Here is a 22,666-nt window from a genome sequence, read left to right on the forward strand (position 1 = left end):
CGGGGACGTGCCGGGCCTCCGCCCGACGAGAGGAGCGGCCGATGGAGCCGCATGCGTCCGGGGGACACCCCGAGTCGATAGCATCGGAACCCGCTGATCCCAACCCACCATCGCGAGGAGTACCCGTGTCCACCGTGTCTGAGCTGCGCATCACCCTCGACGGGAGCGAGCGGGCGGTGCCGGCGGGCACCACCGCGGGGCAGGCACTGGAGGCCGACGGCCGCACCGTGGTCGCCGCCCGCGTCAACGGCGAGCTGCGCGACCTCGCCGGCGAGCTGGCCGACGGCGACGCCGTCCAGCCCGTCGAGATCGGCTCCGACGACGGCCGGGCGATCATGCGGCACTCCGCCGCGCACGTGATGGCGCAGGCCGTCCAGGAGCTGTTCCCCGAGGCGAGGCTCGGCATCGGCCCGCCGGTGGAGAACGGCTTCTACTACGACTTCGACGTCGCCGAGCCGTTCACCCCCGACGACCTCAAGCGCATCGAGAAGCGGATGCGCGAGATCGTCAAGCAGGGGCAGCGGTTCTCCCGCCGTCCCGTCTCGGAGGAGGACGCCCGTGCCGAGCTGGCCGCCGAGCCCTACAAGCTGGAGCTGATCGGGCTGAAGGGGGCCGGGCCGGTCGAGGACGCCGCCGACGGCGCCGACGTCGAGGTGGGCGGCGGCGAGCTGACCATCTACGACAACCTCGACGCCAAGTCCGGCGAGCGGCGCTGGAAGGACCTGTGCCGCGGCCCGCACCTGCCGTCCACCCGCGTCATCCCCGCCTTCAAGCTGATGCGCAGCGGCGGCGCCTACTGGCGCGGCAGCGAGAAGAACCCGCAGCTCCAGCGGATCTACGGCACCGCGTGGGAGTCGCGCGAGAAGCAGGACGAGTACCTGCGGTTCCTGGAGGAGGCCGAGAAGCGCGACCACCGCAGGCTCGGCGCCGAGCTCGACCTGTTCTCCTTCCCGAACGAGATCGGCAGCGGCCTCGCCGTCTTCCACCCGAAGGGCGGCGCCGTCCGCAAGGTGATGGAGGACTACTCGCGCCGCCGGCACGAGGAGGAGGGGTACGAGTTCGTCAACACCCCCCACATCTCCAAGGGCCACCTGTTCGAGACCTCCGGGCACCTCGGCTGGTACAAGGACGACATGTTCCCGGCCATGGAGGTCGACGGCGGCGACTACTACCTCAAGCCGATGAACTGCCCGATGCACAACCTGATCTACCGGGCGCGCGGCCGGTCCTACCGGGAGCTGCCGCTGCGGCTGTTCGAGTTCGGGTCGGTGTACCGGTTCGAGAAGTCGGGGGTCGTGCACGGCCTCACCCGCGTCCGCGGCATGACCCAGGACGACGCGCACATCTACTGCACCGAGGAGCAGATGGGCGAGGAGATCAAGCGGCTCCTCGACTTCGTCCTCGGCCTGCTGCGCGACTACGGGCTGAACGAGTTCTACCTGGAGCTGTCCACCCGGGACGAGTCCGAGAAGTTCATCGGCTCGGAGGAGATGTGGGAGAAGGCCACCGCCGCGCTGCGGGAGGCCGCCGAGTCCACCGGGCTCGACCTCGTCCCCGACCCGGGCGGCGCCGCGTTCTACGGCCCGAAGATCTCCGTGCAGGCCAAGGACGCGATCGGCCGGACCTGGCAGCTGTCCACCATCCAGGTCGACCCGAACCAGCCCGAGCGGTTCGGCCTGGAGTACCAGGCGGCGGACGGCACCCGGCAGCGGCCGATGATGCTGCACCGGGCGCTGTTCGGGTCGATCGAGCGGTTCTTCGGCGTGCTGCTGGAGCACTACGCGGGCGCGATGCCGCCGTGGCTGGCGCCCGTCCAGGCGGTCGGCATCCCGATCGGCGACGCCCACGTCCCGCACCTGGAGAAGGTCGCGGCGAAGCTGCGCGAGCACGGTCTACGCGTCGAGGTCGACACCTCCTCCGACCGGATGCAGAAGAAGATCCGCAACGCGCAGAAGCAGAAGGTCCCGTACATGCTGCTGGCGGGGGACGACGACGTCGCCAAGGACGCGGTGTCGTTCCGGTACCGCAGCGGCGAGCAGAAGAACGGGGTCCCGATCGCCGAGGCCGTGGACGAGATCGTCAAGGCCGTCGAGGCGCGCGTCCAGATCTGAGCCGGGGGCCGTGCCCGTCCCGCGGGCACGGCCCGGTCCGGGCACCCTGACCGGGACGGAATTGGTAGCCTCATCGACCACGTGTGAGGACCGGGGAGACAGCGGAGATGAAGTCCAGGAGGCCGACGCGGACGGCGCGGTCGCTCTGGGCACGGATCGCCGGCTACACCGGGACGCTGGCGCTGGTCGCCGCGGCCGTCATCGTGCTGCTCATGCCGCTCACCGACGACGGCGGGAAGGGCACCGCCGGCGCCCAGGGGACCGCCGGCCCGTCCGCGCCGGCGGGCGGGGCGCCGAACGGTTCCGGGCTCCCGGCGACCCCGACGAACCCGGCGCCGCAGCAGGACGGGAGCGGCCGGCCGTATCCGCCCGGGCAGGACGGCGGCGGGTCCGGAGGGCAGGGCGGCGGGCCGGCGATCCCCACTCAGGGCTCCGGCGGCATCGGCTGGTGCCCGAAGGGGACGGCGTTCTACAAGGCCACCGCCACGGGTGTGGACGTCGTCGTCACGGTCGCCTCAAGCGGCGCGATCCGGGCCGAGCTGTCGCTGCGAGGGCGGGAGCCCCAGTCCCAGCAGACCACCGTGCGGAGCGGCGGGCCGCACGCGTTCCACTTCAGGGGCGTCGCGCCGCAGCTGGTCGAGCGAGTCAAGGTCAACACGGTCTCCGTCGGCGTCGCCATGCAGACGTGCTACGCCCGCGCCGGCACGTGACGTCCGGGGGACGCGACGGGCCGGGCGTGCTCAGCGGGCGGGCGGCGCCGTGTTCGGCGCGGCCGCCTTGCGGGCCCCGGACTTCTGCGCGGCGCCTCCCTGGGCGGGCGGCATGCGGACGTCCTCGACGGACACGTTGACGGCGGCGACCCGCGCCCCCAGCATCATTCCGGCCACCCGGGCCACGTTGCCCTTCACGACCTTCGCCACGTCCTTGATCACGACGCCGTAGTCGACGGCGATGGCGACGTCGACCGTCACCTCGTCGTCGTTCTGGACCACGCGCACCCCCGCGCTCGGCGTCTCGTCCCGGGCGGTGAGCGCGGCGACGCCCTCGACCTCCAGCGCGGCGAACGCGGCGATCTTCCCGATCACCGCGTCCCCGATCGTGATGCGGCCCTCCACCGGCGAGGTGAGGTCGCCGGACGAGCCGTGCAGCGTCATCGGCACCGCGTTCGGCCCGGACGACAGCACGCTGCGCGGGGGAGGGGCCGCCTGCTGCGCGGGCGGCGCGGAGAGCGGCGTCCCTTGCGGCGTTCCCTGCTGTGTTCCCTGCTGTGGCCCCTGGGGCGGTACCGACGCCTGGCGCCCGGCCCCGGGTCCGGAGAAGGCGGGCCTCGGCCCGGCCTCCGGTCCCTGCTCCGCGTTCGCGCCGTGCTTGTCGAGCCCGCTCATGATCGCTCCCTGCGTTCGGTCGGGTGACCATGGTGTCGGAACGGCCCGCCGGACGCCATGCCGGGCCGCCGGACGCGGGCGTCCGGGGCGGCGCGCGCAGGCCCGCCGCGGCGGTGCCTTCGGGGCTCCCCGGCTACAGCCCGGCGGGCGTCTCTCTCTATGCTGCTGGTCAGGCCGTGAACAAAAGGAGACCGCCGCCTTGACCGCAGAGCCGGAGGAGTCCGTGGTGCACCAGGGGCGCGAGGACGCGCCCGGGGCCGGCGCCGGGGACGAGCGCAGACCCCGCTTCGAGGAGGAGAGGGGCGGCGCGGGCGTGCCCGACAACTTCCAGCGGCTCTGGACCCCGCACCGGATGGCCTACATCAAGGGCGAGAACAAGCCGACGGGCGCGGGCGAGGGCGACGGCTGCCCGTTCTGCGAGATCCCGGAGATGACCGACGAGGAGGGCCTCGTCGTGTCCCGCGGCAAGTCGGTGTTCACGGTGCTGAACCTCTACCCGTACAACTCCGGGCACCTGATGGTCGTCCCGTACCGGCACGTCGCCGACTACGCCGACCTGGAGGAGCCGGAGTACCTGGAACTCGCCGCGTTCACCCAGCGGTCCCTGACGGCGCTGCGCAAGGCGAGCGGCGCGCAGGGCTTCAACGTCGGCATGAACCTCGGCCTCGTCGCCGGGGCGGGGATCGCCGCGCACCTGCACCAGCACGTCGTCCCGCGCTGGGGCGGGGACACCAACTTCATGCCGGTCGTCGGGCACACCAAGGTGCTGCCGCAGCTCCTGCGCGACACCCGCCAGATGCTCGCCGACGCCTGGCCCGCCTCATGACCGGGCCGGAGCGGCCCGGGCGGCCGGTGCTCGTGTACGACGGCGACTGCGGCTTCTGCACGTCCTCCGTCCGGTTCCTGGAACGGCACGTGCCCGTCCAGGCCACCGTCGTGGCCTTCCAGTTCGCCGACCTGGACGCGCTCGGCACCACGGCGGAGCGGGCCGAGTACGAGGTGCTGTGGATCGACCGGGCCGGACGCGTCAGCGGCGGCGCCGAGGCGGTCGGGCGGCTGCTGACCGCGGCCGGCGGCCCCTGGAAGGCGCTCGGGGTGGTCATGCGCGTCGCGCCGGTGAGCTGGCTCGCGCACGGCGTGTACCGCCTCGTGGCCGCCAACCGCCACCGGATGCCGGGCGGGACGGCGGCCTGCATGCTGCCGGCCGCGCAGCGTCCCGGCGCCCGCGACTGAGCCGCCGTCAGGAGGCGGCGGGCTCGCCCGCCTCCGGTGCCCGGCCGCGCAGCCGCTCGGGCAGCAGCACGGTGAGCCGCTCCAGCGGCAGGAAGGCGGCGAGCCAGATGGCGTGCGGCAGGAAGTGGATCGTCATCAGCGCGTAGGTCACGACGTGGAAGCCCGCGAAGAACAGCACCAGCAGATACAGGGGCCGCCCGCGCAGGAACAGCAGCACCGGTGAGATGGCCTCGGCCATGAACATGAACCACTGGCTGGCCTTCAGCAGCAGCGGATGGTCGATGAAGACGCGCCCGATCGGGGTACCGCGGCGGCTCAGTGCCCACTGGACGGTCGACCCGTTCGGCCACGCGGGGAACCCGCCGATGCGCACCTTCGCCCACGCGGACAGGAAGTAGGCCGCGACCACCGCGATCTGGATGCCGCGCACCGACCACGCCGACGCCTCGCAGCGCGCGGTGTCGCCGACCTTCGCGCGCCCGACGCTCGGCAGCACGAACAGCGCGACGACGAGCGCCAGGTGGTCGTGGTCGACCTTGCCGTACGACATGCTGACCGTGACCCACCACAGGTACCCGCACGCGGCGGCGTAGCCGCTCGCACGGGGCAGTAAGCGGCCGGTCGCGGCGACGAGGCCGGCCCCGATCGTCACCGCCAGCAGCGTGTACATGGCCCACGGGGTGGGCGCGGGAAGGTGCAGCAGCCGGCCGAGCAGGACCGGCCGGTACAGGTCGGCCGGCAGCCGCGCGTGCGCCAGCGAGCTGCTGGTCAGCAGCAGCATGTCGAACGGCAGGAACGCGTAGCCGATGATCCGCAGCCACGCGATCCGCGCACGCGGGACGGGCCCGAACCACCAGCGGTCCCACGCCGTGCGGGACGGGCCGGCGGCGTCCCGCGAGGACCGGACGGGACGCGGCGCCTCCGGGGTCGCGGCGGCGGTCATCGCACGTCCCAGACGACGCGGTTGCGCTTGGTCGTCGACACGACCTTGCCGTGCCGGAGCGTCCTGATCTCCTGCACGACGTAGATCCTGGTCAGCCTCGGCCAGTCCGGGTGCAGCCGGTGCTGCCCCTCGGCGATGCCCTGCAGCATGGCCGGGTGGTGGACGATCCGGTCCATCTGCCCCTCGATCTCGGCGCGCTTCATCCCCGTTCCCGCCGCGTCCCGGGACAACTCCACGTGCGTGCCCGCGGCGGTGTCGGCCTCCAGCCAGAAGGAGTTGATGGTGCCGCCGTCGTCCTTCACCGAGAACGCGTACTGCGTCATCGGCCCGAGCGGGAAATGGTCGTTGCTTCCGAACGCGCTGCTGCACAGCAGGGCGCCGACGACCGCGGCGCCGGAGAGGGACCGCCAGAGCCGCGCGCGAGGCGTGAGGCGGAGGACAGGAAGACTCACCGGACAAGCCTAGAGCCCCGCCCGGGGCGCCGGGCGGGGCATCGGCCCAGCCGGGTCAGCCGTCCTTGGCGGCGGCCACCTTCTCGGCGAGATGCGACGGGAGCGGCTCGTACCGCAGGAACGAGCGGCTGAACGTGCCGGTCCCCTGCGACATCGAGCGAAGGTCGATCGCGTACCGGATGATCTCCAGCTGCGGCACCTCCGCCTTGATCATGGTGCGGCCGCCGGGCACCGCCTGGGAGCCGAGCACCCGGCCGCGGCGGGAGGTGAGGTCGGACATGATCGGGCCCACGTACTCGTCGGCGATCAGCACGTCGACCTCGTCGACCGGTTCCAGCAGCAGGATCGGCACCTGGCCGGCCGCGTCCTTGAGCGCGAGCGCCCCCGCCGCCTGGAACGCCATGTCGGACGAGTCGACCGAGTGCGCCTTCCCGTCGTGCAGCGTGACCTTGATGTCGACCAGCGGGTACCCGGCCGAGACGCCGCGTTCCATCTGCTGCCGGACGCCCTTCTCCACCGACGGGATGAACTGCCGCGGCACGACCCCGCCGACGATCTTGTCGACGAACTCGAAGCCCTCACCGGAGGGGAGCGGCTCCACGTCGATGTGGCAGATGCCGTACTGGCCGTGCCCGCCGCTCTGCTTGACGTGCCGGCCGAGGCCCTTGGCCTTGCCGCCGAACGTCTCCCGCAGCGGCACGCGCAGGTCGACGCGCTCGACCTCCACGCCGTACCGGCTGCGGAGCCTCTCGATGAGCACGTCGGCGTGCGCCTCCCCCATGCACCACAGCACCAGCTGGCGGGTCTCGGAGTTGTTCTCCAGCCGCAGCGTCGGGTCCTCGGCGACGAGCCGGCCGAGCGCCTGGCTGAGCTTGTCCTCGTCGGCCTTGGACTTGGCGCGGATCGCCACCGGCAGGAGCGGGTCCGGCATCGACCAGGGCGCCATCACCACGGGCGAGCCCGGGTCGGACAGGGTGTCGCCGGTCTCGGCGCGGCCGAGCTTAGCCACCGCGCAGACGTCGCCGGCGATGCAGGACGACATGGTCCGCTGCGTCTTGCCCAGCGGCGAGGTGAGGGCGCCGATGCGCTCGTCGACGTCGTGGTCCTCGTGGCCGCGGTCCTCCATGCCGTGCCCGGAGACGTGCACGGTCGTGTCGGGGCGCAGCGTGCCGGAGAACACCCGGACCAGCGAGATCCGCCCGACGTACGGGTCGGACGTGGTCTTGACGACCTCGGCGACCAGCGGGCCCTCGGGATCGCAGGTGATCTCCCTGGGCGGCCCGCCCTTCACCGGCGTCACGGTCGGGATCCCGTGTTCGAGGGGGGACGGGAAGGCCTGCGTCATGACCTCCAGGAGCTCCAGCATCCCGATGACCGGCCCGGGGTGGTCGCCGTGCGGGACCGAGGTCGCGAGGACGGGGTAGAAGCTGCCGCGCGCCACCGCGGTCTCCAGGTCCTCGATGAGCGCCTTGACGTCGATGTCCTCGCCGGACAGGTACCTGTCCATGAGGCTCTCGTCCTCGCTCTCCTGGATGATGCCCTCGATCAGCGACGCGCGCTGCTCGGAGATCTGGTCCAGGTACTCCGGGTCCGGCATGCACTCGACGCGCTCCCCGCTGGAGTAGTCGAGGCAGCGCTGCGACAGCAGCCCGATCAGGCCCTTCAGGCCGTCGCCTCCGCCGGCCGGGAAGTACAGCGGCGCGACGCCCTCGCCGAACACGTCCTGGCAGGTGAGGACCACGTCGTCGAAGTCGCCGCGCTGCTGGTCGATCTTGGTGATGACGACCGCGCGGGGCATCTGCACCGCGGCGCACTCGTCCCAGATCATCCGGGTGAGCCCGTCGATGCCGTCCACCGCCGAGATCACGAACAGCGCGGCGTCGGCGGCGCGGAGCCCGGCGCGCAGGTCGCCGACGAAGTCGGCGTAACCGGGCGTGTCGATGAGATTGACCTTGACGTCCCCGTGCACGAGCGGGGCGAGCGCGAGGTTGACCGAGCGCTGCTGGCGCATCTCGACCTCGTCGAAGTCGCTGACGGTGGTGCCGTCCTCGACCTTGCCGGCCCGCTGCAGCGTGCCCGTGGCGGCGAGCAGCGCCTCGACGAGCGTCGTCTTGCCTGCCCCCGAATGGCCGACCAGCGCGACATTGCGCACCCTGTCGCACCCGCCGGCCTCCGGTGCCCTGCCGGGGGCTCCCGGGTGGCCTCCCTTGTCCGCCATGACTACCTCCTCGGACGGGCCTCTCGCGGAGGCCCGCGTGCGGCTGGGGCCCGGCCCGGCGGGCCCGGCCCTGACGTCCGAGTGCGGCGTCCGACCTCGTAGCGCGCGTGACCGACGTCACACCCGTGCCAACACCCTTTCCCGTGATGGCCGGGACCACAAGGGGTGAACGGCAATCAACCGTGATCTGTCCGTGCCGCGCGGCCCCCAAACCCCGCCCTGACCACGGGCCGGCGAGGTCCGCACTACGATGGGCGCGCCACGGCCGGCGGCCCGTCCCGCGTGCGGAGGCCGGCACCCCGGAGACCAGTCGAGAACGGACGGCGATGCTCAACAAGATCAGGCCCGCGCTGGGGCGCGTCCTCACCCCCGTCGGACAGGCGGTCGCGCGGACCGGAGTGTCGCCCAACGCCATCACCGTCATCGGGACCGCGGGCGTCGCCGCCGGAGCGCTCGTCCTCTTCCCGCGAGGGGAGTTCTTCTGGGGGACGATGGTCATCACCGCGTTCGTGCTGTTCGACATGCTCGACGGCGCGGTCGCCCGGGTCACCGGGAAGATCTCCAAGTTCGGCGCGTTCCTGGACTCCACCATGGACCGGGTCGCCGACGCCGCGATCTTCTCCGGGCTGATGATCGGGCTGTACCGGGACGGCCAGGAGCCCCTCGCCGCCGTCGCCCTGTACTGCCTCGTCTCCGGGGTCGTGGTGTCCTACGCCAAGGCCCGCGCCGAAGGGCTCGGCTACACCTGCGACGTGGGCATCGCCGAGCGCGCGGAACGCCTCATCGTCGCGCTGGTCGCGGCCGGGTTCGACGGGCTCGGCGTCCCCTTCATCCTCGCCGTCGCGCTGTGGGCGCTCGCCGTGCTCAGCACGATCACGGTCGGGCAGCGTTTCGCCACCGTCTACGTCCAGGCCAGGGACGGCGCGGGGCCGGGAGCGGGCGACGGGGCCGACAACGGTGCCGGCAACGGGGCGCAGAAGACGCCGGAGCCCCATCGATGACCACGCCCCGCCGCGGAGAGGCGACGCCGTCGCTTCGCGATGAGGTGACCGACGCCGTCTACGCCCTGGGCTGGACGGTCGTGCGCAAGATGCCGGAGAGCGCGGCACGGCTGGCGTTCGCCGCCCTCGCCGACCGCACCTGGCACCGCTACGGCGGCGGCGTGCGGCAGCTGGAGAAGAACCTGTGCCGCGTCCTCGGCAAGGACGCCGTCGACGACGAGGTCCGCGTCCTCAGCAAGAAGGTGCTGCGCTCCTACTTCCGCTACTGGCTGGAGGTGTTCCGGCTCCCCGAGTACGACCGGGCGCGGATCCTCGGCCGGATGCGCGTCACCGGCGAGAAGAAGATCTTCACCAACCTCGACGCCGGGCGCGGCGTGATCCTGGCCCTGCCCCACATGGGCAACTACGAGCACGCCGGGGCGTGGCTCGTGCACTGCGGCTACCCGTTCACCACGGTCGCCGAGCGGCTCAAGCCGGAGTCGCTGTTCGACCGGTTCGTCGAGTTCCGCGAGAGCCTCGGCATGGAGGTCCTCGCCCACACGGGCGCCTCGGCGTACGGGCGGATGGCGCAGCGGCTCCGCGCGGGGCGGCCGGTGTGCCTCGTCGTCGACCGCGACCTGACCGCGAGCGGTGTCGACGTCGAGTTCTTCGGCGCCACCGCCCGGATGCCCGCCGTCTCGGCCGCGCTCGCGCTGCAGACGGGCGCCGCGCTCATTCCCGTGACACTCTGGTATGAGGGCGAGTACTGGGCGGCGCGGGTCCACGAGGAGATCCCGGTCCCGGACGAGGGCGGCAGACAGGAGAAGATCCAGGCCATGACCCAGGAGCTCGCGCGGGTCTTCGAGGCGGGCATCGCCGCGCACCCGGAGGACTGGCACATGCTGCAGAAGGTCTGGGTCGACGACCTGGCGGGCGGCGGGGGATGAGGACCGGGCCATGAAGGTCGGCATCGCATGAAGGTCGGCATCGTCTGCCCGTACACCTGGGACGTCCCGGGCGGCGTGCAGCAGCACATCGGCGACCTCGCCGAGGCGCTGATCGCGCTCGGCCACGAGGTGTCGGTGATCACGCCCGCCGACGACGAGGCCGACCTGCCGGCCTACGCCGTGTCGGCCGGGCGCGCCGTGCCCGTCCCCTACAACGGCTCGGTGGCGCGGCTGGCGTTCGGGTTCCTGTCGGCCGGCCGGGTCCGGCGCTGGATCAACGACGGCGGCTTCGACGTCCTGCACGTCCACGAGCCCGCCGCGCCCTCGCTCGGGCTGCTCGCCTGCTGGGCGGCGGACGGCCCCATCGTCGGCACCTTCCACGCGTCCTACGAGAAGTCCCGCGTGGTGTCGGTCACCGCGCCGATCCTGCAGAGCGCGCTGGAGAAGATCACCGGCCGGATCGCGGTGTCCGAGGCCGCCCGCACCACCCTGGTCGAGCACCTCGGCGGCGACGCGGTGCTGATCCCCAACGGGGTCGCCACCGAGCGGTACGCGATGGCCGAGCCGCTGCCCGGCTGGCGCGGCAGGGCGGGGGCATCCGGCTCCGGGGACGGGGAGGCGCTCGGCTTCCTCGGCAGGATGGACGAGCCCCGCAAGGGGCTGCAGGTGCTGCTGCGCGCGTTCGAGATCCTCGGCCGCCGCCGGCCCGGGCTGCGGCTGCTGCTCGCCGGGCCCGGCGACGCCGGCGACGTGATGTCCCGGGTGCCGCCCGGGCTGCGCGAGCGCGTCGTCGTGCTCGGCATGGTCAGCGAGCACGACAAGGTCCGCGCCTACCACTCGGTGGACGTGTTCGTCGCGCCCAACCTCGGCGGCGAGAGCTTCGGCATCGTGCTCGCCGAGGCGATGTCGGCGGGCGCCCCGATCCTGGCCAGCGACATCGAGGCGTTCGACCGGGTGCTGCGCGGCGGCCGGGCCGGCGTCCTGTTCCCGGTGGGCGACCACGAGGCGCTCGCCGCGGCGGCGGCCGAGCTGCTGGACGACCCGGCCCGCCGCAAGCAGCTGTCCGCGGAGGCCCGCGCGGCCGTGCGCGCCTACGACTGGTCGTCCGTGGCCCGCGACGTGGTGAGGGTCTACGAGACGGTCACCGGCGGCCGCGCCGTCGTCGTCGAGTCCGGCCACGGCACCTAGGAGACCGCCGGATGTCCTACGACTGGATCATCGACGTCCTGTTCTGGGTCGCCGTCGCCTTCCTGGTCGCCGTGTACGTGTCGTGGCGCGCCACCCGGCTGGACCGGCTGCACGTCCGCGTCGAGACGGCCCGCGCCGCGCTGGACGCCGCGCTGGTCAGGAGGGCCGCCGCCACGCTGGAGCTGGCCGCGTCCCGGCTGCTGGACCCGGCCACCAGCCTGGTGCTGGCCACCGCCGCCCACGAGGCGCGCACCGCCGACGCCGACGCCCGCGAGTTCGCCGAGAGCGACCTGTCCCGGGCGCTGCGCGCGGCCGTCGACCAGCCCGGGTTCGTCGACACACTCTCCGCCCGGGGCGCCGGCGACGGGGGCGCGGTGCTGGAGGAGCTGTCGTCCGCGGCGGCGAAGGTCGCCTACGCCCGCCGCTTCTACAACGACGCCGTGTCCCAGGCCCGCATCGCGCGCCGCAAGCCGCTGATCCGGATCCTGCCCCTCGCCGGCCGCGCCCCCCTGCCGGACTTCTTCGAGATCGACGACGATCCGCCCGGAATCCGACCGCCGCGTTGATCACACCGGCGGCGCCGGCCCGTACCGCTGGGCGGGGCGGCGCATCCGACCACGTTCGCTACCCTCTGGCAGACCGTCCAAGGGAGGGGTACATCGTGCGTTCCGTATGGGGCACCGTCCCGGGCCGCGTCGCCGCGGGTCTCGGCGTCCTCGTCGCCGGCGCCGCGCTGCAGGCCTGCTCGGACTCCGGGGGCCCGAAGACGGCGCCGCCGCCGAAGAGCTCCGGCACGCCCCGGGAGAGCGGGACGCCCGAGCCCGCGACGCACCCGTTCACCGGCGGCCGCAAGGGCCTGGACAACCCCGTCCTCGCCGTCAAGATCGAGAACACCGCGCCCGCGTTCCCGCAGAGCGGCGTGAAGGACGCCGACATCGTCTACGTCGAGCAGGTCGAGGGCGGCGAGACGCGGCTGATGGCCGTCTACTCGTCCAAGCTGCCGAAGCGCGTCGGGCCGGTGCGCAGCGCCCGCATCTCCGACCTGCACATCCTGCCGCAGTTCGGGCGCCCCGCGTTCGCGTTCTCCGGCGTCCAGAGCAAGATGAAGAAGTACATCCGGAAGGCGCCGCTGTACGACATCTCGCAGGAGAAGGCGGGCGGCGCCTACTTCCGGTCCGGCGCCAAGCCCATCCCGTACAACCTCTACGCCGACCCCAAGAACCTGCTGAAGCGCGCCCCGAAGGCGGGCAAGCCGCGCGACATCGGGTTCCGCTTCGGGGAGGCCCCGGCCGGCGGCAAGCGGACCAAGTCCTTCACCGCCAGGTGGCCGGCCGCGACCATGGGGTTCACCTGGTCGGCGAAGGAGAAGCGGTGGCTCGCCAGCTGGGGCGGGCGTCCCGACCGCGCCGCCGAGGGCGGGCGCCTCGGCGGCAAGACCGTCGTCATCCAGTACGCCAAGACGACCCGGTCGAAGTTCCACGACTTCCTCGGCAGCTACACGCCCCTGATCCACACCACCGGCACCGGGCGGGCCGTCGTCCTGCGCGACGGGAAGTCCTACAAGGCCAAGTGGTCGCGGCCGTCCGAGGGCAAGGGCACCACCTTCACCGCGGCGGACGGCAAGCCCATGAACTTCGCCCCCGGCCAGGTCTGGGTGCTTCTCGTCAACGACGGCAAGCCTTACACCCCATAGCGCATGCGCGCACCGCCCGGTTCCGTCACTTCGTAAGCGGCGGGCGCCGCACGTTGACACTCTGCCGGGTCGAGAGGTCGTGCGAGCAGGCAATACCATGGAAAGCGACTTGTCGTCCGTCACGTGAGGAATGCCCGTGTCCACTTCCACTTCCGCTCCTGAGAACGCCGCGCCCGAGACCGGGACCGCCCGCGTCAAGCGCGGCATGGCGGAGATGCTCAAGGGCGGCGTGATCATGGACGTCGTCACGCCCGAGCAGGCGAAGATCGCCGAAGACGCCGGCGCGGTCGCCGTCATGGCCCTGGAGCGGGTCCCCGCCGACATCCGCGCCGAGGGCGGCATCTCCCGGATGAGCGACCCCGACATGATCGACGGGATCATCGCCGCGGTGTCCATCCCGGTCATGGCCAAGGCCCGCATCGGCCACTTCGTGGAGGCCCAGGTGCTGCAGGCCCTCGGCGTCGACTACATCGACGAGTCCGAGGTGCTCACGCCCGCCGACTACGACAACCACATCGACAAGTGGGCGTTCACCGTCCCGTTCGTCTGCGGCGCCACGAGCCTCGGCGAGGCGCTGCGCCGCATCACCGAGGGCGCGGCGATGATCCGCTCCAAGGGCGAGGCGGGCACCGGCGACGTCTCCAACGCCACGACGCACATGCGCAAGATCCGGCAGGAGATCCGCCGCCTGCAGAACCTGCCCGAGGACGAGCTGTACGTCGCGGCCAAGGAGCTCCAGGCCCCCTACGAGCTGGTCAAGGAGGTGGCGCAGGCCGGGAAGCTGCCCGTGGTGCTGTTCACCGCCGGCGGCATCGCCACCCCCGCCGACGCCGCGATGATGATGCAGCTCGGCGCGGAGGGCGTCTTCGTCGGCTCCGGCATCTTCAAGTCCGGCAACCCGGCCCAGCGCGCCGAGGCCATCGTGAAGGCCACCACCTTCCACGACGACCCCGACGTGATCGCCAAGGTGTCCCGCGGGCTCGGCGAGGCGATGGTCGGCATCAACGCCGCCTCCCTCGGCGAGGACCAGAAGTTCGCCGGCCGCGGCTGGTGACGCCCTGCCGCTGATCAGGGGCCGCTGAGCAGGCGCCGCTGAGCAGGCGCCCGCGAGGCGCGCGCCGCCCGGTCCGCGTGACCGGGCGGTCAGGTGGGTGCCCCTCTCCACAGCGGCCCCTGCCAGGGTTTACGCTGGCGGCGCGGCCGGTGCGGGCGGTGCCCGGCCGCGGGAGGGGAGAGCATGGCTTGGTCGGTCGCGCTGGCGTGCGCGAGCGCGGGTGAACCCACCGAGGTGTTCCGGCCGGGCCTGGTGCCCGATCCGGACGCCGCCGCGACGATCGCGCGCGGCCTCTATCCCGCGGCCACCCTCACCGAGACCGGCGACACGGTCCTGGACTTCGCGCTGTGGCCGTACGAGGACGAGCTGTTCGTCGGCGCGTTCGAGCGCGCGCTGCTGCTGTGCGACCGGCGGCTGTTCTGCCTCGACGACGACGCCCGCCGGATCGCCGACACCGCCGCCGCCGCGCTGCCCGGCTCCTGCTGCGGCGTGCTCGTCCTGCACAACGTCATCCGCGGCTGCTGGTTCCGCTGGTACGAGTCCGGCGAGCTGCGCCGCGACGTGTTCGTCACGGCCGAGGACGGCGTCGTCGTCGACCAGGGCGAGCGGCTGCCCGCCGAGCGGCCGTTCTGGCGCGCCATCGACGCGGGCGCCCCGGACGTCCCGCTGCCGTTCGACCCCGAGGAGTTCGGCCTCGCGCTCGCCGAGGCGCACATGTTCGGACGTGGCATCGCCGACCGGGGCAAGGACGGCTTCCTCCCGCTCGAACTCCCGGTGCGCCGCTTCAAGCACGCCTGATCGGCGAGGGGCCGCCCCCGCACCGGGGAAGAGCCGCCAGGTCGTGCGGGTTGTTAGAGGTCTAGGGTTGAGATGACCCCGCACCCCGGAAGGTTTCCACGTGACAGCTGTGCCCACGATCGGTGTCCTCGCCCTCCAGGGCGACGTGCGCGAGCACGCGCACGCGCTGGAGGCGGCCGGAGCGCGCGCGCTCGCTGTGCGCCGCCCCGGCGAGCTGGAGGAGGTCGACGGGCTGGTCCTGCCCGGCGGGGAGTCCACCACGATGTGGCGACTGGCGCGCTCGTTCGACCTGCTCGACCCGCTGCGCAAGCGGATCGAGGCCGGGATGCCCGCGTACGGCTCCTGCGCCGGCATGATCATGCTGGCGGACCGGATCCGGGACGGCGCGGCGGGCCAGGAGACCGTCGGCGGGATCGACATGACCGTGCGGCGCAACGCGTTCGGCCGGCAGGTCGACTCCTTCGAGGCCGAGGTGCCGCTGACCGGAATGGGAGACACGCCGTACCACGCGGTTTTCATCCGCGCACCCTGGGTGGAGTCCGTCGGCGGGGCCGTCGAGGTCCTCGGACGCGCGGAGAGCGGCCCGAACGCCGGTAGGATCGTCGCCGTCCGCCAGGGGCGCCTCATGGCGACCGCGTTCCATCCGGAGTTGACAGGCGACTTCCGCGTGCACCACTACTTCGCCGATCTGGTGCGCCGGACCACAGAGGAGGATTGACAGATGTCCGGCCATTCCAAGTGGGCGACGACCAAGCACAAGAAGGCGGCCCTCGACGCCAAGCGGGGCAAGCTCTTCGCCAAGCTGATCAAGAACATCGAGGTGGCCGCCCGCACCGGCGGCGGCGACCCCGACGCGAACCCCACCCTCTACGACGCCATCTACAAGGCGAAGAAGAACTCCGTCCCCAACGACAACATCGAGCGCGCCCGCAAACGGGGCGCCGGTGAGGAGGCCGGCGGCGCGGACTGGCAGACCATTACCTACGAGGGCTATGCCCCCGGCGGTGTGGCCGTCCTCATCGAGTGCCTGACCGACAACCGCAACCGGGCCGCGTCCGAGGTCCGCGTCGCCCTCACCCGCAACGGCGGCTCCCTCGCCGACCCGGGCTCGGTGTCCTACATGTTCGCCCGCAAGGGCGTCGTGATCGTCCCCAAGACGGGCACCAGCGAGGACGACGTGATGATGGCCGTGCTGGACGCCGGCGCCGAAGAGGTCAACGACCTCGACGACGAGAACTTCGAGGTCGTCAGCGAGGCCGGCGACCTGCTCGCGGTCCGCACCGCCCTGGTGGACGCCGGGATCGACTACGAGTCGGCGGAGAGCAAGTTCCTGCCGAGCGTCACCGTCCCGCTCGACGAGGACAACGCCAAGAAGGTCTTCCGCCTCCTGGACGCCCTGGAGGACTCCGACGACGTCCAGGACGTCTACGCCAACTTCGACGTGTCCGACGAGGTCATGGCCTCCATCGACGCCTGACCTCGCCGCACGCCGCGCGAACGCCGCCGCCCGCCCCGGGACGGCGGCGTTCGGTGTCCTGGGCTCGGTGTCTCAGGCATGGCCTACCGTTCTGGACCATGGAGATACGCGCGCTGGCGCCGGACGAGATGGACGCCGTCCGCGACATCCGGTCCCGCGCCTTCGGGCCGATGCCGGACGCGGCGTGGACGCGGAGCGTCCGGGCGGCGCTGCCGTCGGCGGAGGCGGGACGGCAGTTCGCCGGATTCGACGGCGGCCGCATCGTGGCCGCGGGCGTGCTGCTGGAGATGAGCCAGTGGTGGCACGGCCGGGCCGTGTCCATGGCGGGGGTCGGCGCGATCACGGTCGCGCCGGAGGAGCGCGGCCGCGGCCTCGGCCGCCGGTTGATGACCCACCTGCTGGAGCGCTGCGCCGCGTTCGGCCACCCGCTGGCCGTGCTCTATCCCGCGACGACACGGCTCTACCGCTCGCTCGGCTGGGAGCACGCGGGCGCTCAGCACCACATCGAGATCCCCGCCGACGCGCTGCGCACGGTCACCGCCGAGCCGGTCCCGGTGCGCAGGGCGGGGCCGGGGGACGCCGCCGAGGTCGCCGCGGTCATCGGCCGAGCGCACGAGTCCGCCCGCGACTGCGGCCCGGTGAGCTGGACGGAACCCAAGTGGCGCGGCCTTCTTGACGACCGCGACGCCTACTCCTACCTGGCCGAGGACGGTTTCCTCTCCTACCGCTGGGCCGAGGGCAACTCCGGGCTGGAGGTCAGCCGGCTCGTCGCGTCCTCTGAGAGCACGCTGAGGGCGCTATGGGCGATGGTCGGGTCCGGGTCGTCCACGGCCAAGACCGTCCGGGCCTGCGTCTCGCCCACGGACCCGGTGCTGTGGCTGCTCCGCGAACGCGAGCTCGAGACCGTCCACCGGCACCAGTGGATGCTGCGCGTGGTGGACGCGCCGGCGGCGATCGCGGCGCGCGGCTACCCGCCGGGCGTCACCGCCGACGTCCCCCTCACGATCGACGACCCGCAGCGCCCCGCCAACTCGGGCCACTGGCGCCTGAAGATCGCGAACGGCGAGGGGCGCCTCGAACGCTCGTCCGAGCCACCCGCCGCCGTACGCGTCGACCCTCGCGGCCTGTCCGCGCTGTATGCGGGCATCCCCGTCTCCACCCTGCGCCGCTCCGGGCTCCTGCACGGCGAGCGCGCGGAGGAACTCTCCTCCGCGTTCGCGGCCACGCCGTTCTCCCTGGACTACTTCTGACCGGCGACGCCGATTGATAGCGTTGTCCGGCCGAACAGGTGATCGAAGGAGTGGCCGTGCGGGTGATGGGGGTGGACCCCGGGCTCACCCGGTGCGGGGTGGGGGTCGTCGAGGGCGCTCCCGGGAGGCGGCTGCACCTGGTGCGCGTGTCGGTCGTGCGGACCGCGCCCGACGAGGACCACGCCCGGCGCCTGCTGGGCATCGAGGCGGGCATCGAGGCGCTCATGGACGAGCTGCGGCCCGACGCCGTCGCCGTCGAGCGCGTGTTCTCCCAGCACAACGTCCGGACCGTCATGGGGACGGCGCAGGCCGCCGGCATCGCCATGCTGGCGGCGGCCCGGCGCGGCCTGCCCGTCGCGCTGCACACCCCGAGCGAGGCCAAGGCCGCCGTCACCGGGAACGGCCGCGCCGACAAGGCGCAGGTGACCGCCATGGTGACCCGGCTGCTGTCGCTGGAGACGGCGCCGAAGCCCGCGGACGCGGCCGACGCGCTCGCGCTGGCCATCTGCCACCTGTGGCGCGGGGGAGCGCAGCAGCGCCTCGCCCAGGCCCGGCGGTCGCGGATCGAGGAGGCGGCCAGGGCCGAACGGGAGCGGCTCGCCGCCCGAGGCAGAGGAGGAAGCGTCCAGTGATCGCGTTCGTCAGCGGCCGGGTGGCCGCCGCGGGCCCCGACGGGGCGGTGATCGACGTGCACGGCGTCGGCCTGTCGGTGCAGTGCACCCCCGCCACCCTGGCCGGCCTGCGGGTCGGCGACGAGGCGAAGGTGCCGACCTCGCTGGTCGTCCGGGAGGACTCCCTCACCCTGTTCGGGTTCGCCGACGACGACGAGCGCACCGTGTTCGAGCTCCTGCAGACCGCCAGCGGCGTCGGGCCGCGCCTCGCCCTGGCGATGCTGGCCGTGCACACGCCGAACGCGCTGCGCCGCGCCGTGGCCACCGACGACATGACCGCCCTCACCAAGGTGCCGGGCATCGGCAAGAAGGGCGCGCAGCGCATCGTCCTGGAACTGAAGGACCGCCTCGGCGGTCCCAGCGGCGACGACGCCGGCGACCTGCGCGCGCCCGCCCGCGCCGAGCCGTGGCGCGACCAGGTCCAGATGGGCCTGGTCAACCTCGGCTGGTCCGCCAAGGACGCCGACGCCGCCGTGGACGCCGTCGCCGCCGACCTGGACGGCGGCCCCACGCCGCCCGTCGCCGCCCTGCTCAAGTCGGCGCTTAAGAAGTTGAGCAAGTGATGAGCGGTAGCGAACCGGGGGGTGTGGGGGGTCGCCCCCCACAGGGAACAGGGATGAGCGGTAGCGAACCGGGGGGTGTGGGGGGTCGCCCCCCACAGGGAACAGGGATGAGCGAGGATGCGGAGCGGCTTGTCTCGGCTGATGCCGTGGGGGCCGAGGAGCAGGTGATCGAGGCCGCGCTGCGGCCGAAGAAGCTGGCCGACTTCGTCGGGCAGGAGCGGGTGCGCGAGCAGCTGTCGCTCGTGCTGCACAGCGCGCTGCGGCGGGGCCGGACGCCCGACCACGTGCTGCTGTCCGGCGGGCCGGGGCTCGGCAAGACCACCCTCGCCATGATCATCGCGGCGGAGCTGGGGCAGCCGCTGCGGATCTCCTCCGGTCCGGCGATCGAGCGCGCCGGCGACCTCGCGGCCGTGCTGTCCACGCTCGCCGAGGGCGAGGTCCTCTTCCTGGACGAGATCCACCGGCTGGCGCGGCCCGCCGAGGAGATGCTCTACATGGCCATGGAGGACTTCCGCGTCGACGTCGTGGTCGGCAAGGGGCCGGGCGCGACCGCGATCCCCCTGGACATCGCGCCGTTCACACTGGTGGGGGCCACCACCCGGGCGGGGATGCTGCCCGGCCCGCTGCGCGACCGGTTCGGCTTCGTCGCGCACATGGACTTCTACGAGCCCGCCGAGCTGGAGGTCATCGTCCACCGGTCGGCGCGGCTGCTGGACGTGGAGATCGACGGCGACGCCGCGGCCGAGGTCGCCGGCCGCTCCCGCGGCACGCCGCGCATCGCCAACCGGCTGCTGCGCCGCGTCCGCGACTACGCCGAGGTCCGCGCCGACGGGGTGATCACGTGGGAATCGGCGCGCGCGGCCCTCGCGTTGTACGAGGTGGACGAGCGGGGCCTGGACCGGCTCGACCGTGCCGTCCTGGAGTCGCTGATGCGCAAGTTCGGCGGCGGGCCGGTGGGCCTGTCGACGCTGGCCGTGTCGGTGGGGGAGGAGCCCGAGACCGTGGAGGTCGTCGCGGAGCCGTTCCTCGTCCGGCAGGGGCTGCTCGCCAGGACGCCGCGCGGGCGGATCGCGACGCCCGCCGCGTGGGCGCACCTGGGCCTCGCCCAGCCGCCCACGGCTCCGATGGCGGGTACGCTGTTCGACCTGGGAGAGGACACCGGTGCGCCGGAATAGTGATCATCCGGTAACGGGTTGGGAACTTCCCGGCGTCGCCGATCGTCACGTCGTTGCCGGTGTCTGGCGTACTCTCTAGACTCCGGGACTTGGTTCACCGTCTCCAGCCGGCGGTCCCGTGAACGTGACCGGTCCGGTCACAGGCTGGGCAATCGACATCGGAAGGACGCCCCGGTAATGGGCAGCGAAATGATTCTCGCGGAGAGCGCGGGCGGCAGCGGGGCATTCAACCTGCTCCTCCTCCTCGCCGTTCCCCTGGTCTTCTACTTTCTGCTGATCCGGCCGCAGAGCAAGCGCCGGAAAGAGCAGATGCAGATGCAGAACGCCATGGAGCCGGGGGCCCGCGTCCTGACGACCAGCGGCATCCGCGCCACCGTGGTGGAGGTCGACGACGACGGCCTCGTGCTGGAGATCGCCGACGGCGTGGAGGTCCGCTTCGTCAAGCAGGCCGTCATGCAGGTCCTCAAGGACGAGGAGCCCGAGGACCTCGACGACGAGCTCGACGAGGAGGACGACGACCGGGACGAGGACGGCGAGGGCGTCGACCTGGACAAGGACGGGTCCGAGGTCGACCTGTCCAAGGACGGCGCGGCCGACGAGGCGGCGGAGACCGAGGACGAGGACGGCGAGCCCGAGTCCAAGCCGAAGGGGAAGGCGAAGGTCAAGGCGGACAAGACCGCCTGACCCTCCCCACGGCGACGACAAAGACGGGAAGTACGACGACAAGTGGCTCCGCCCAACAACGCTCCCAAGCCGGGGCGCACGCTCCTCGCGCTGTTCGCGGTCATGGCGGTCCTGGCGGGACTCGCGGTCTGGCAGGGGCAGAAGACCCCGAAACTCGGTCTCGACCTCGCCGGCGGGACGACCGTGACCCTCACGGCCAAGACGTCGAACGGCAAGAACCCCCCGGCCGAGCAGATGGACCAGGCCGTCAAGATCATGACGCAGCGCGTCAACGGCCTGGGGGTGTCCGACGCCGAGGTCACCAAGCAGGGCAGCAACAACATCGTGGTGAACGTCCCCGGTGAGGGGCAGGGCCGTGTCGTCAACCTGATCGGCACGACGGCGAAGCTGCAGTTCCGCCAGGTGTTCGCGGTGGCCGACGGGCGCCCGTCCGCCGGGGGCGCGCCGTCGCCGTCCGCGAGCCCGTCCACGAAGGGCCAGGGCGGGAAGGACGAGGGCAAGAGCCCGTCGCCGTCCGCGTCGGCCTCCCCGTCCGGGTCGCCGTCGTCCACGCCGCGCGGCCGGGCCCTGTCGGGCGCCCTGACCGCCCCGACCCCCTCCCCGTCCGGCACGGGGATCCCGTCGCCCTCGCCGTCGGCGTCGTCGCCGCTTGGCCAGCCGTCCGGGCAGCCGGCGCCCCCCGCGCAGGACTACCCCGGCGTGACGGACAAGGCCGTCATCAAGCAGTTCGAGGCGCTCGACTGCTACGGCGGCGACCGGCGCGCCCCCGGCGCCAACGACCCGAACCGCAAGTTCGTCGCCGCCTGCGACCAGGACGAGGAGAGCGACCAGGTCGCCAAGTACATCCTCGGTCCGGTCCGGGTGCTGGGCGAGAACGTCGACGAGGCCGCCGCGATGCCGCCGGACGCCTCGCAGGGCCAGGCCAGCTGGTCGGTCTCGCTGAAGTTCGACGGCAAGGGCGCCCGCCAGTTCGGGGCGGTCACCACCGACGCGTCCGCGGCCTACCAGCAGGACCCGTCCTCCCCGCGGGCGCAGGTCGCGATCATCCTGGACGGCCAGGTCGTCTCGGCGCCCTCGATCCGGGAGGGCCCGATCACCGGCGGCACCGCCAGCATCGACGGCCCGCCCGACAGCTTCGATCAGCAGTACGCCACCGACCTCGCCAACGTGCTCAAGTACGGTGCGCTGCCGCTGGAGTTCACGCAGAGCTCCATCGACGAGGTGTCGTCCACGCTGGGCTCCGACCAGCTGACCGGCGGCCTGATCGCGGGCGCGATCGGCCTCGGCCTGGTGGTGCTGTACTGCATGTTCTACTACCGGGGCCTCGGCCTGGTCGCGGTGTCCAGCCTGGTCGTGGCGTCGGCCGTCACCTACCTGTCGGTGGTGATCCTCGGTGAGGGGATGGGCTTCCGGCTCTCGCTGCCGCACATCATCGGCCTGATCGTCTCCATCGGCATCACCGCGGACTCGTTCATCGTCTACTTCGAGCGGCTGCGGGACGAGCTGAGAGCCGGCCGCAAGCTGCGCTCGTCGGTCGAGAACGCCTGGAAACGGGCGCGGCGCACCATCCTCGTCGCCGACGCCGTCACCTTCCTCGCCGCGCTGGTGCTGTACTTCCTCGCGGTCGGCGGCGTGGCCGGGTTCGCGTTCGCGATGGGCCTCACCACGCTCATCGACGTCGTGGTGGTGTTCTTCTTCACCAAGCCGCTGGTCGCGCTGCTGTCGCGGACGAAGTTCTTCGGGCGGGGGCATCCGCTGTCCGGGCTCGACCCGACCCGCCTGCACAAGGCCGGGCAGGGCACGTCCGCCGCGACCGCCCGCAAGACGAGCCAGGAGGCCTGAGC

At 72.6% G+C, this 22,666-nt stretch carries 23 protein-coding genes; 19 read left to right on the forward strand and 4 right to left on the reverse strand.

The features are described from left to right. Nucleotides 1-125: 125 nt before the first annotated feature. Together thrS and K8Z49_RS02560 are read left to right on the forward strand one after the other, a co-directional pair. Nucleotides 126-2,111: a threonine--tRNA ligase gene (gene thrS, locus K8Z49_RS02555; protein WP_021593359.1), complete on the forward strand. Its 1,986-nt coding sequence runs from the start codon at nucleotides 126-128 to the stop codon at nucleotides 2,109-2,111. Nucleotides 2,112-2,218: 107 nt separating this feature from the next. Further along, nucleotides 2,219-2,821 carry a hypothetical protein gene (locus K8Z49_RS02560; protein WP_412517536.1) on the forward strand — a complete coding sequence of 201 codons (603 nt, stop codon included), beginning with the start codon at nucleotides 2,219-2,221 and terminating at the stop codon, nucleotides 2,819-2,821. 30 nt (nucleotides 2,822-2,851) lie between these two features. Here K8Z49_RS02560 and K8Z49_RS02565 read toward each other — a convergent pair whose 3' ends face one another. Then, nucleotides 2,852-3,496, reverse strand: a complete 645-nt coding sequence (locus K8Z49_RS02565) for an Asp23/Gls24 family envelope stress response protein (RefSeq protein WP_024935473.1) — start codon at nucleotides 3,494-3,496, stop codon at nucleotides 2,852-2,854. A 199-nt stretch (nucleotides 3,497-3,695) separates the two neighbouring features. Between K8Z49_RS02565 and K8Z49_RS02570 the strand changes: the two genes are divergently transcribed. Both K8Z49_RS02570 and K8Z49_RS02575 read left to right on the forward strand, forming a co-directional pair. Continuing rightward, nucleotides 3,696-4,322 (forward strand): HIT family protein, encoded by a 627-nt coding sequence (locus K8Z49_RS02570; protein ID WP_021593362.1) that lies wholly within the window; start codon nucleotides 3,696-3,698, stop codon nucleotides 4,320-4,322. Continuing rightward, nucleotides 4,319-4,729 carry a thiol-disulfide oxidoreductase DCC family protein gene (locus K8Z49_RS02575; protein WP_021593363.1) on the forward strand — a complete coding sequence of 137 codons (411 nt, stop codon included), beginning with the start codon at nucleotides 4,319-4,321 and terminating at the stop codon, nucleotides 4,727-4,729. Before K8Z49_RS02570 ends, K8Z49_RS02575 begins: the two co-directional genes overlap by 4 nt. Before the next feature lie 7 nt (nucleotides 4,730-4,736). On the opposite strand, the gene K8Z49_RS02580 is transcribed toward K8Z49_RS02575, so the two are convergent. Genes K8Z49_RS02580 through K8Z49_RS02590 form a run of 3 tightly spaced genes read right to left on the reverse strand, consistent with a single transcriptional unit; the run spans nucleotide 4,737 to nucleotide 8,342 of the window. Continuing rightward, nucleotides 4,737-5,672, reverse strand: coding sequence for a hypothetical protein (locus tag K8Z49_RS02580; RefSeq protein WP_021593364.1), 936 nt, complete (start codon nucleotides 5,670-5,672; stop codon nucleotides 4,737-4,739). After that, complete coding sequence (locus tag K8Z49_RS02585) at nucleotides 5,669-6,124, reverse strand: hypothetical protein (protein WP_021593365.1); 456 nt, start codon at nucleotides 6,122-6,124, stop codon at nucleotides 5,669-5,671. The genes K8Z49_RS02580 and K8Z49_RS02585 overlap by 4 nt, the downstream gene beginning before the upstream one ends. Before the next feature lie 55 nt (nucleotides 6,125-6,179). Then, complete coding sequence (locus K8Z49_RS02590; protein WP_021593366.1) at nucleotides 6,180-8,342, reverse strand: elongation factor G-like protein EF-G2; 2,163 nt, start codon at nucleotides 8,340-8,342, stop codon at nucleotides 6,180-6,182. A gap of 326 nt (nucleotides 8,343-8,668) precedes the next feature. Between K8Z49_RS02590 and pgsA the strand changes: the two genes are divergently transcribed. The 15 genes from pgsA to secD all read left to right on the forward strand — a co-directional run bounded on the left by pgsA (nucleotide 8,669) and on the right by secD (nucleotide 22,664). Beyond that, nucleotides 8,669-9,343, forward strand: coding sequence for a phosphatidylinositol phosphate synthase (gene pgsA, locus K8Z49_RS02595; protein WP_412517537.1), 675 nt, complete (start codon nucleotides 8,669-8,671; stop codon nucleotides 9,341-9,343). Then, nucleotides 9,340-10,269, forward strand: coding sequence for a phosphatidylinositol mannoside acyltransferase (locus K8Z49_RS02600; protein WP_021593368.1), 930 nt, complete (start codon nucleotides 9,340-9,342; stop codon nucleotides 10,267-10,269). The genes pgsA and K8Z49_RS02600 overlap by 4 nt, the downstream gene beginning before the upstream one ends. Before the next feature lie 27 nt (nucleotides 10,270-10,296). Beyond that, complete coding sequence (locus tag K8Z49_RS02605) at nucleotides 10,297-11,457, forward strand: glycosyltransferase family 4 protein (RefSeq protein ID WP_021593369.1); 1,161 nt, start codon at nucleotides 10,297-10,299, stop codon at nucleotides 11,455-11,457. 11 nt (nucleotides 11,458-11,468) lie between these two features. After that, nucleotides 11,469-12,023, forward strand: coding sequence for a hypothetical protein (locus K8Z49_RS02610; RefSeq protein WP_083598472.1), 555 nt, complete (start codon nucleotides 11,469-11,471; stop codon nucleotides 12,021-12,023). Between the two features lie 95 nt (nucleotides 12,024-12,118). Beyond that, nucleotides 12,119-13,150: a DUF3048 domain-containing protein gene (locus tag K8Z49_RS02615; RefSeq protein ID WP_021593371.1), complete on the forward strand. Its 1,032-nt coding sequence runs from the start codon at nucleotides 12,119-12,121 to the stop codon at nucleotides 13,148-13,150. A 130-nt stretch (nucleotides 13,151-13,280) separates the two neighbouring features. Continuing rightward, nucleotides 13,281-14,204 (forward strand): pyridoxal 5'-phosphate synthase lyase subunit PdxS, encoded by a 924-nt coding sequence (gene pdxS, locus K8Z49_RS02620; protein WP_021593372.1) that lies wholly within the window; start codon nucleotides 13,281-13,283, stop codon nucleotides 14,202-14,204. 183 nt (nucleotides 14,205-14,387) lie between these two features. After that, nucleotides 14,388-15,002 (forward strand): DUF6928 family protein, encoded by a 615-nt coding sequence (locus K8Z49_RS02625; protein ID WP_021593373.1) that lies wholly within the window; start codon nucleotides 14,388-14,390, stop codon nucleotides 15,000-15,002. A 100-nt stretch (nucleotides 15,003-15,102) separates the two neighbouring features. Beyond that, the gene (gene pdxT / locus K8Z49_RS02630) at nucleotides 15,103-15,720 is read left to right on the forward strand and encodes a pyridoxal 5'-phosphate synthase glutaminase subunit PdxT (protein ID WP_412517538.1); all 618 of its coding nucleotides are present in this window, start codon (nucleotides 15,103-15,105) and stop codon (nucleotides 15,718-15,720) included. 3 nt (nucleotides 15,721-15,723) lie between these two features. Then, a complete protein-coding gene (locus tag K8Z49_RS02635) occupies nucleotides 15,724-16,479 on the forward strand; it encodes a YebC/PmpR family DNA-binding transcriptional regulator (RefSeq protein ID WP_021593375.1) in 756 nt (251 codons plus the stop codon). Between the two features lie 98 nt (nucleotides 16,480-16,577). Next, nucleotides 16,578-17,729: a GNAT family N-acetyltransferase gene (eis, locus tag K8Z49_RS02640; RefSeq protein WP_075024417.1), complete on the forward strand. Its 1,152-nt coding sequence runs from the start codon at nucleotides 16,578-16,580 to the stop codon at nucleotides 17,727-17,729. Nucleotides 17,730-17,785: 56 nt separating this feature from the next. Continuing rightward, a complete protein-coding gene (ruvC, locus tag K8Z49_RS02645; protein WP_021593377.1) occupies nucleotides 17,786-18,361 on the forward strand; it encodes a crossover junction endodeoxyribonuclease RuvC in 576 nt (191 codons plus the stop codon). After that, nucleotides 18,358-18,963, forward strand: coding sequence for a Holliday junction branch migration protein RuvA (ruvA, locus tag K8Z49_RS02650; protein WP_021593378.1), 606 nt, complete (start codon nucleotides 18,358-18,360; stop codon nucleotides 18,961-18,963). The genes ruvC and ruvA overlap by 4 nt, the downstream gene beginning before the upstream one ends. 107 nt (nucleotides 18,964-19,070) lie before the next feature. Beyond that, a complete protein-coding gene (ruvB, locus tag K8Z49_RS02655) occupies nucleotides 19,071-20,138 on the forward strand; it encodes a Holliday junction branch migration DNA helicase RuvB (protein ID WP_024935470.1) in 1,068 nt (355 codons plus the stop codon). 177 nt (nucleotides 20,139-20,315) lie between these two features. Continuing rightward, complete coding sequence (yajC, locus tag K8Z49_RS02660; RefSeq protein ID WP_021593380.1) at nucleotides 20,316-20,822, forward strand: preprotein translocase subunit YajC; 507 nt, start codon at nucleotides 20,316-20,318, stop codon at nucleotides 20,820-20,822. Nucleotides 20,823-20,864: 42 nt separating this feature from the next. Beyond that, nucleotides 20,865-22,664 (forward strand): protein translocase subunit SecD, encoded by a 1,800-nt coding sequence (secD, locus tag K8Z49_RS02665; protein ID WP_412517539.1) that lies wholly within the window; start codon nucleotides 20,865-20,867, stop codon nucleotides 22,662-22,664. The last annotated feature ends 2 nt before the right edge of the window (nucleotides 22,665-22,666 follow it).

Origin of the sequence: Actinomadura madurae (assembly GCF_047130825.1) — a bacterium.
Lineage (GTDB): Bacteria > Actinomycetota > Actinomycetes > Streptosporangiales > Streptosporangiaceae > Spirillospora > Spirillospora madurae.

What these genes read in the sequence shown, in the direction of transcription:
- K8Z49_RS02565 (WP_024935473.1), bottom strand. Translation starts at nt 3,496, where the DNA reads ATGAGCGGGCTCGACAAGCACGGCGCGAACGCGGAGCAGGGACCGGAG.
- eis (WP_075024417.1), top strand. Translation starts at nt 16,578, where the DNA reads ATGGAGATACGCGCGCTGGCGCCGGACGAGATGGACGCCGTCCGCGAC.
- ruvB (WP_024935470.1), top strand. Translation starts at nt 19,071, where the DNA reads ATGAGCGAGGATGCGGAGCGGCTTGTCTCGGCTGATGCCGTGGGGGCC.
- pdxS (WP_021593372.1), top strand. Translation starts at nt 13,281, where the DNA reads ATGCCCGTGTCCACTTCCACTTCCGCTCCTGAGAACGCCGCGCCCGAG.
- K8Z49_RS02575 (WP_021593363.1), top strand. Translation starts at nt 4,319, where the DNA reads ATGACCGGGCCGGAGCGGCCCGGGCGGCCGGTGCTCGTGTACGACGGC.
- K8Z49_RS02600 (WP_021593368.1), top strand. Translation starts at nt 9,340, where the DNA reads ATGACCACGCCCCGCCGCGGAGAGGCGACGCCGTCGCTTCGCGATGAG.
- K8Z49_RS02590 (WP_021593366.1), bottom strand. Translation starts at nt 8,342, where the DNA reads ATGGCGGACAAGGGAGGCCACCCGGGAGCCCCCGGCAGGGCACCGGAG.
- K8Z49_RS02610 (WP_083598472.1), top strand. Translation starts at nt 11,469, where the DNA reads ATGTCCTACGACTGGATCATCGACGTCCTGTTCTGGGTCGCCGTCGCC.
- K8Z49_RS02580 (WP_021593364.1), bottom strand. Translation starts at nt 5,672, where the DNA reads ATGACCGCCGCCGCGACCCCGGAGGCGCCGCGTCCCGTCCGGTCCTCG.
- K8Z49_RS02625 (WP_021593373.1), top strand. Translation starts at nt 14,388, where the DNA reads ATGGCTTGGTCGGTCGCGCTGGCGTGCGCGAGCGCGGGTGAACCCACC.
- K8Z49_RS02560 (WP_412517536.1), top strand. Translation starts at nt 2,219, where the DNA reads ATGAAGTCCAGGAGGCCGACGCGGACGGCGCGGTCGCTCTGGGCACGG.
- K8Z49_RS02635 (WP_021593375.1), top strand. Translation starts at nt 15,724, where the DNA reads ATGTCCGGCCATTCCAAGTGGGCGACGACCAAGCACAAGAAGGCGGCC.
- pgsA (WP_412517537.1), top strand. Translation starts at nt 8,669, where the DNA reads ATGCTCAACAAGATCAGGCCCGCGCTGGGGCGCGTCCTCACCCCCGTC.
- K8Z49_RS02605 (WP_021593369.1), top strand. Translation starts at nt 10,297, where the DNA reads ATGAAGGTCGGCATCGTCTGCCCGTACACCTGGGACGTCCCGGGCGGC.
- yajC (WP_021593380.1), top strand. Translation starts at nt 20,316, where the DNA reads ATGGGCAGCGAAATGATTCTCGCGGAGAGCGCGGGCGGCAGCGGGGCA.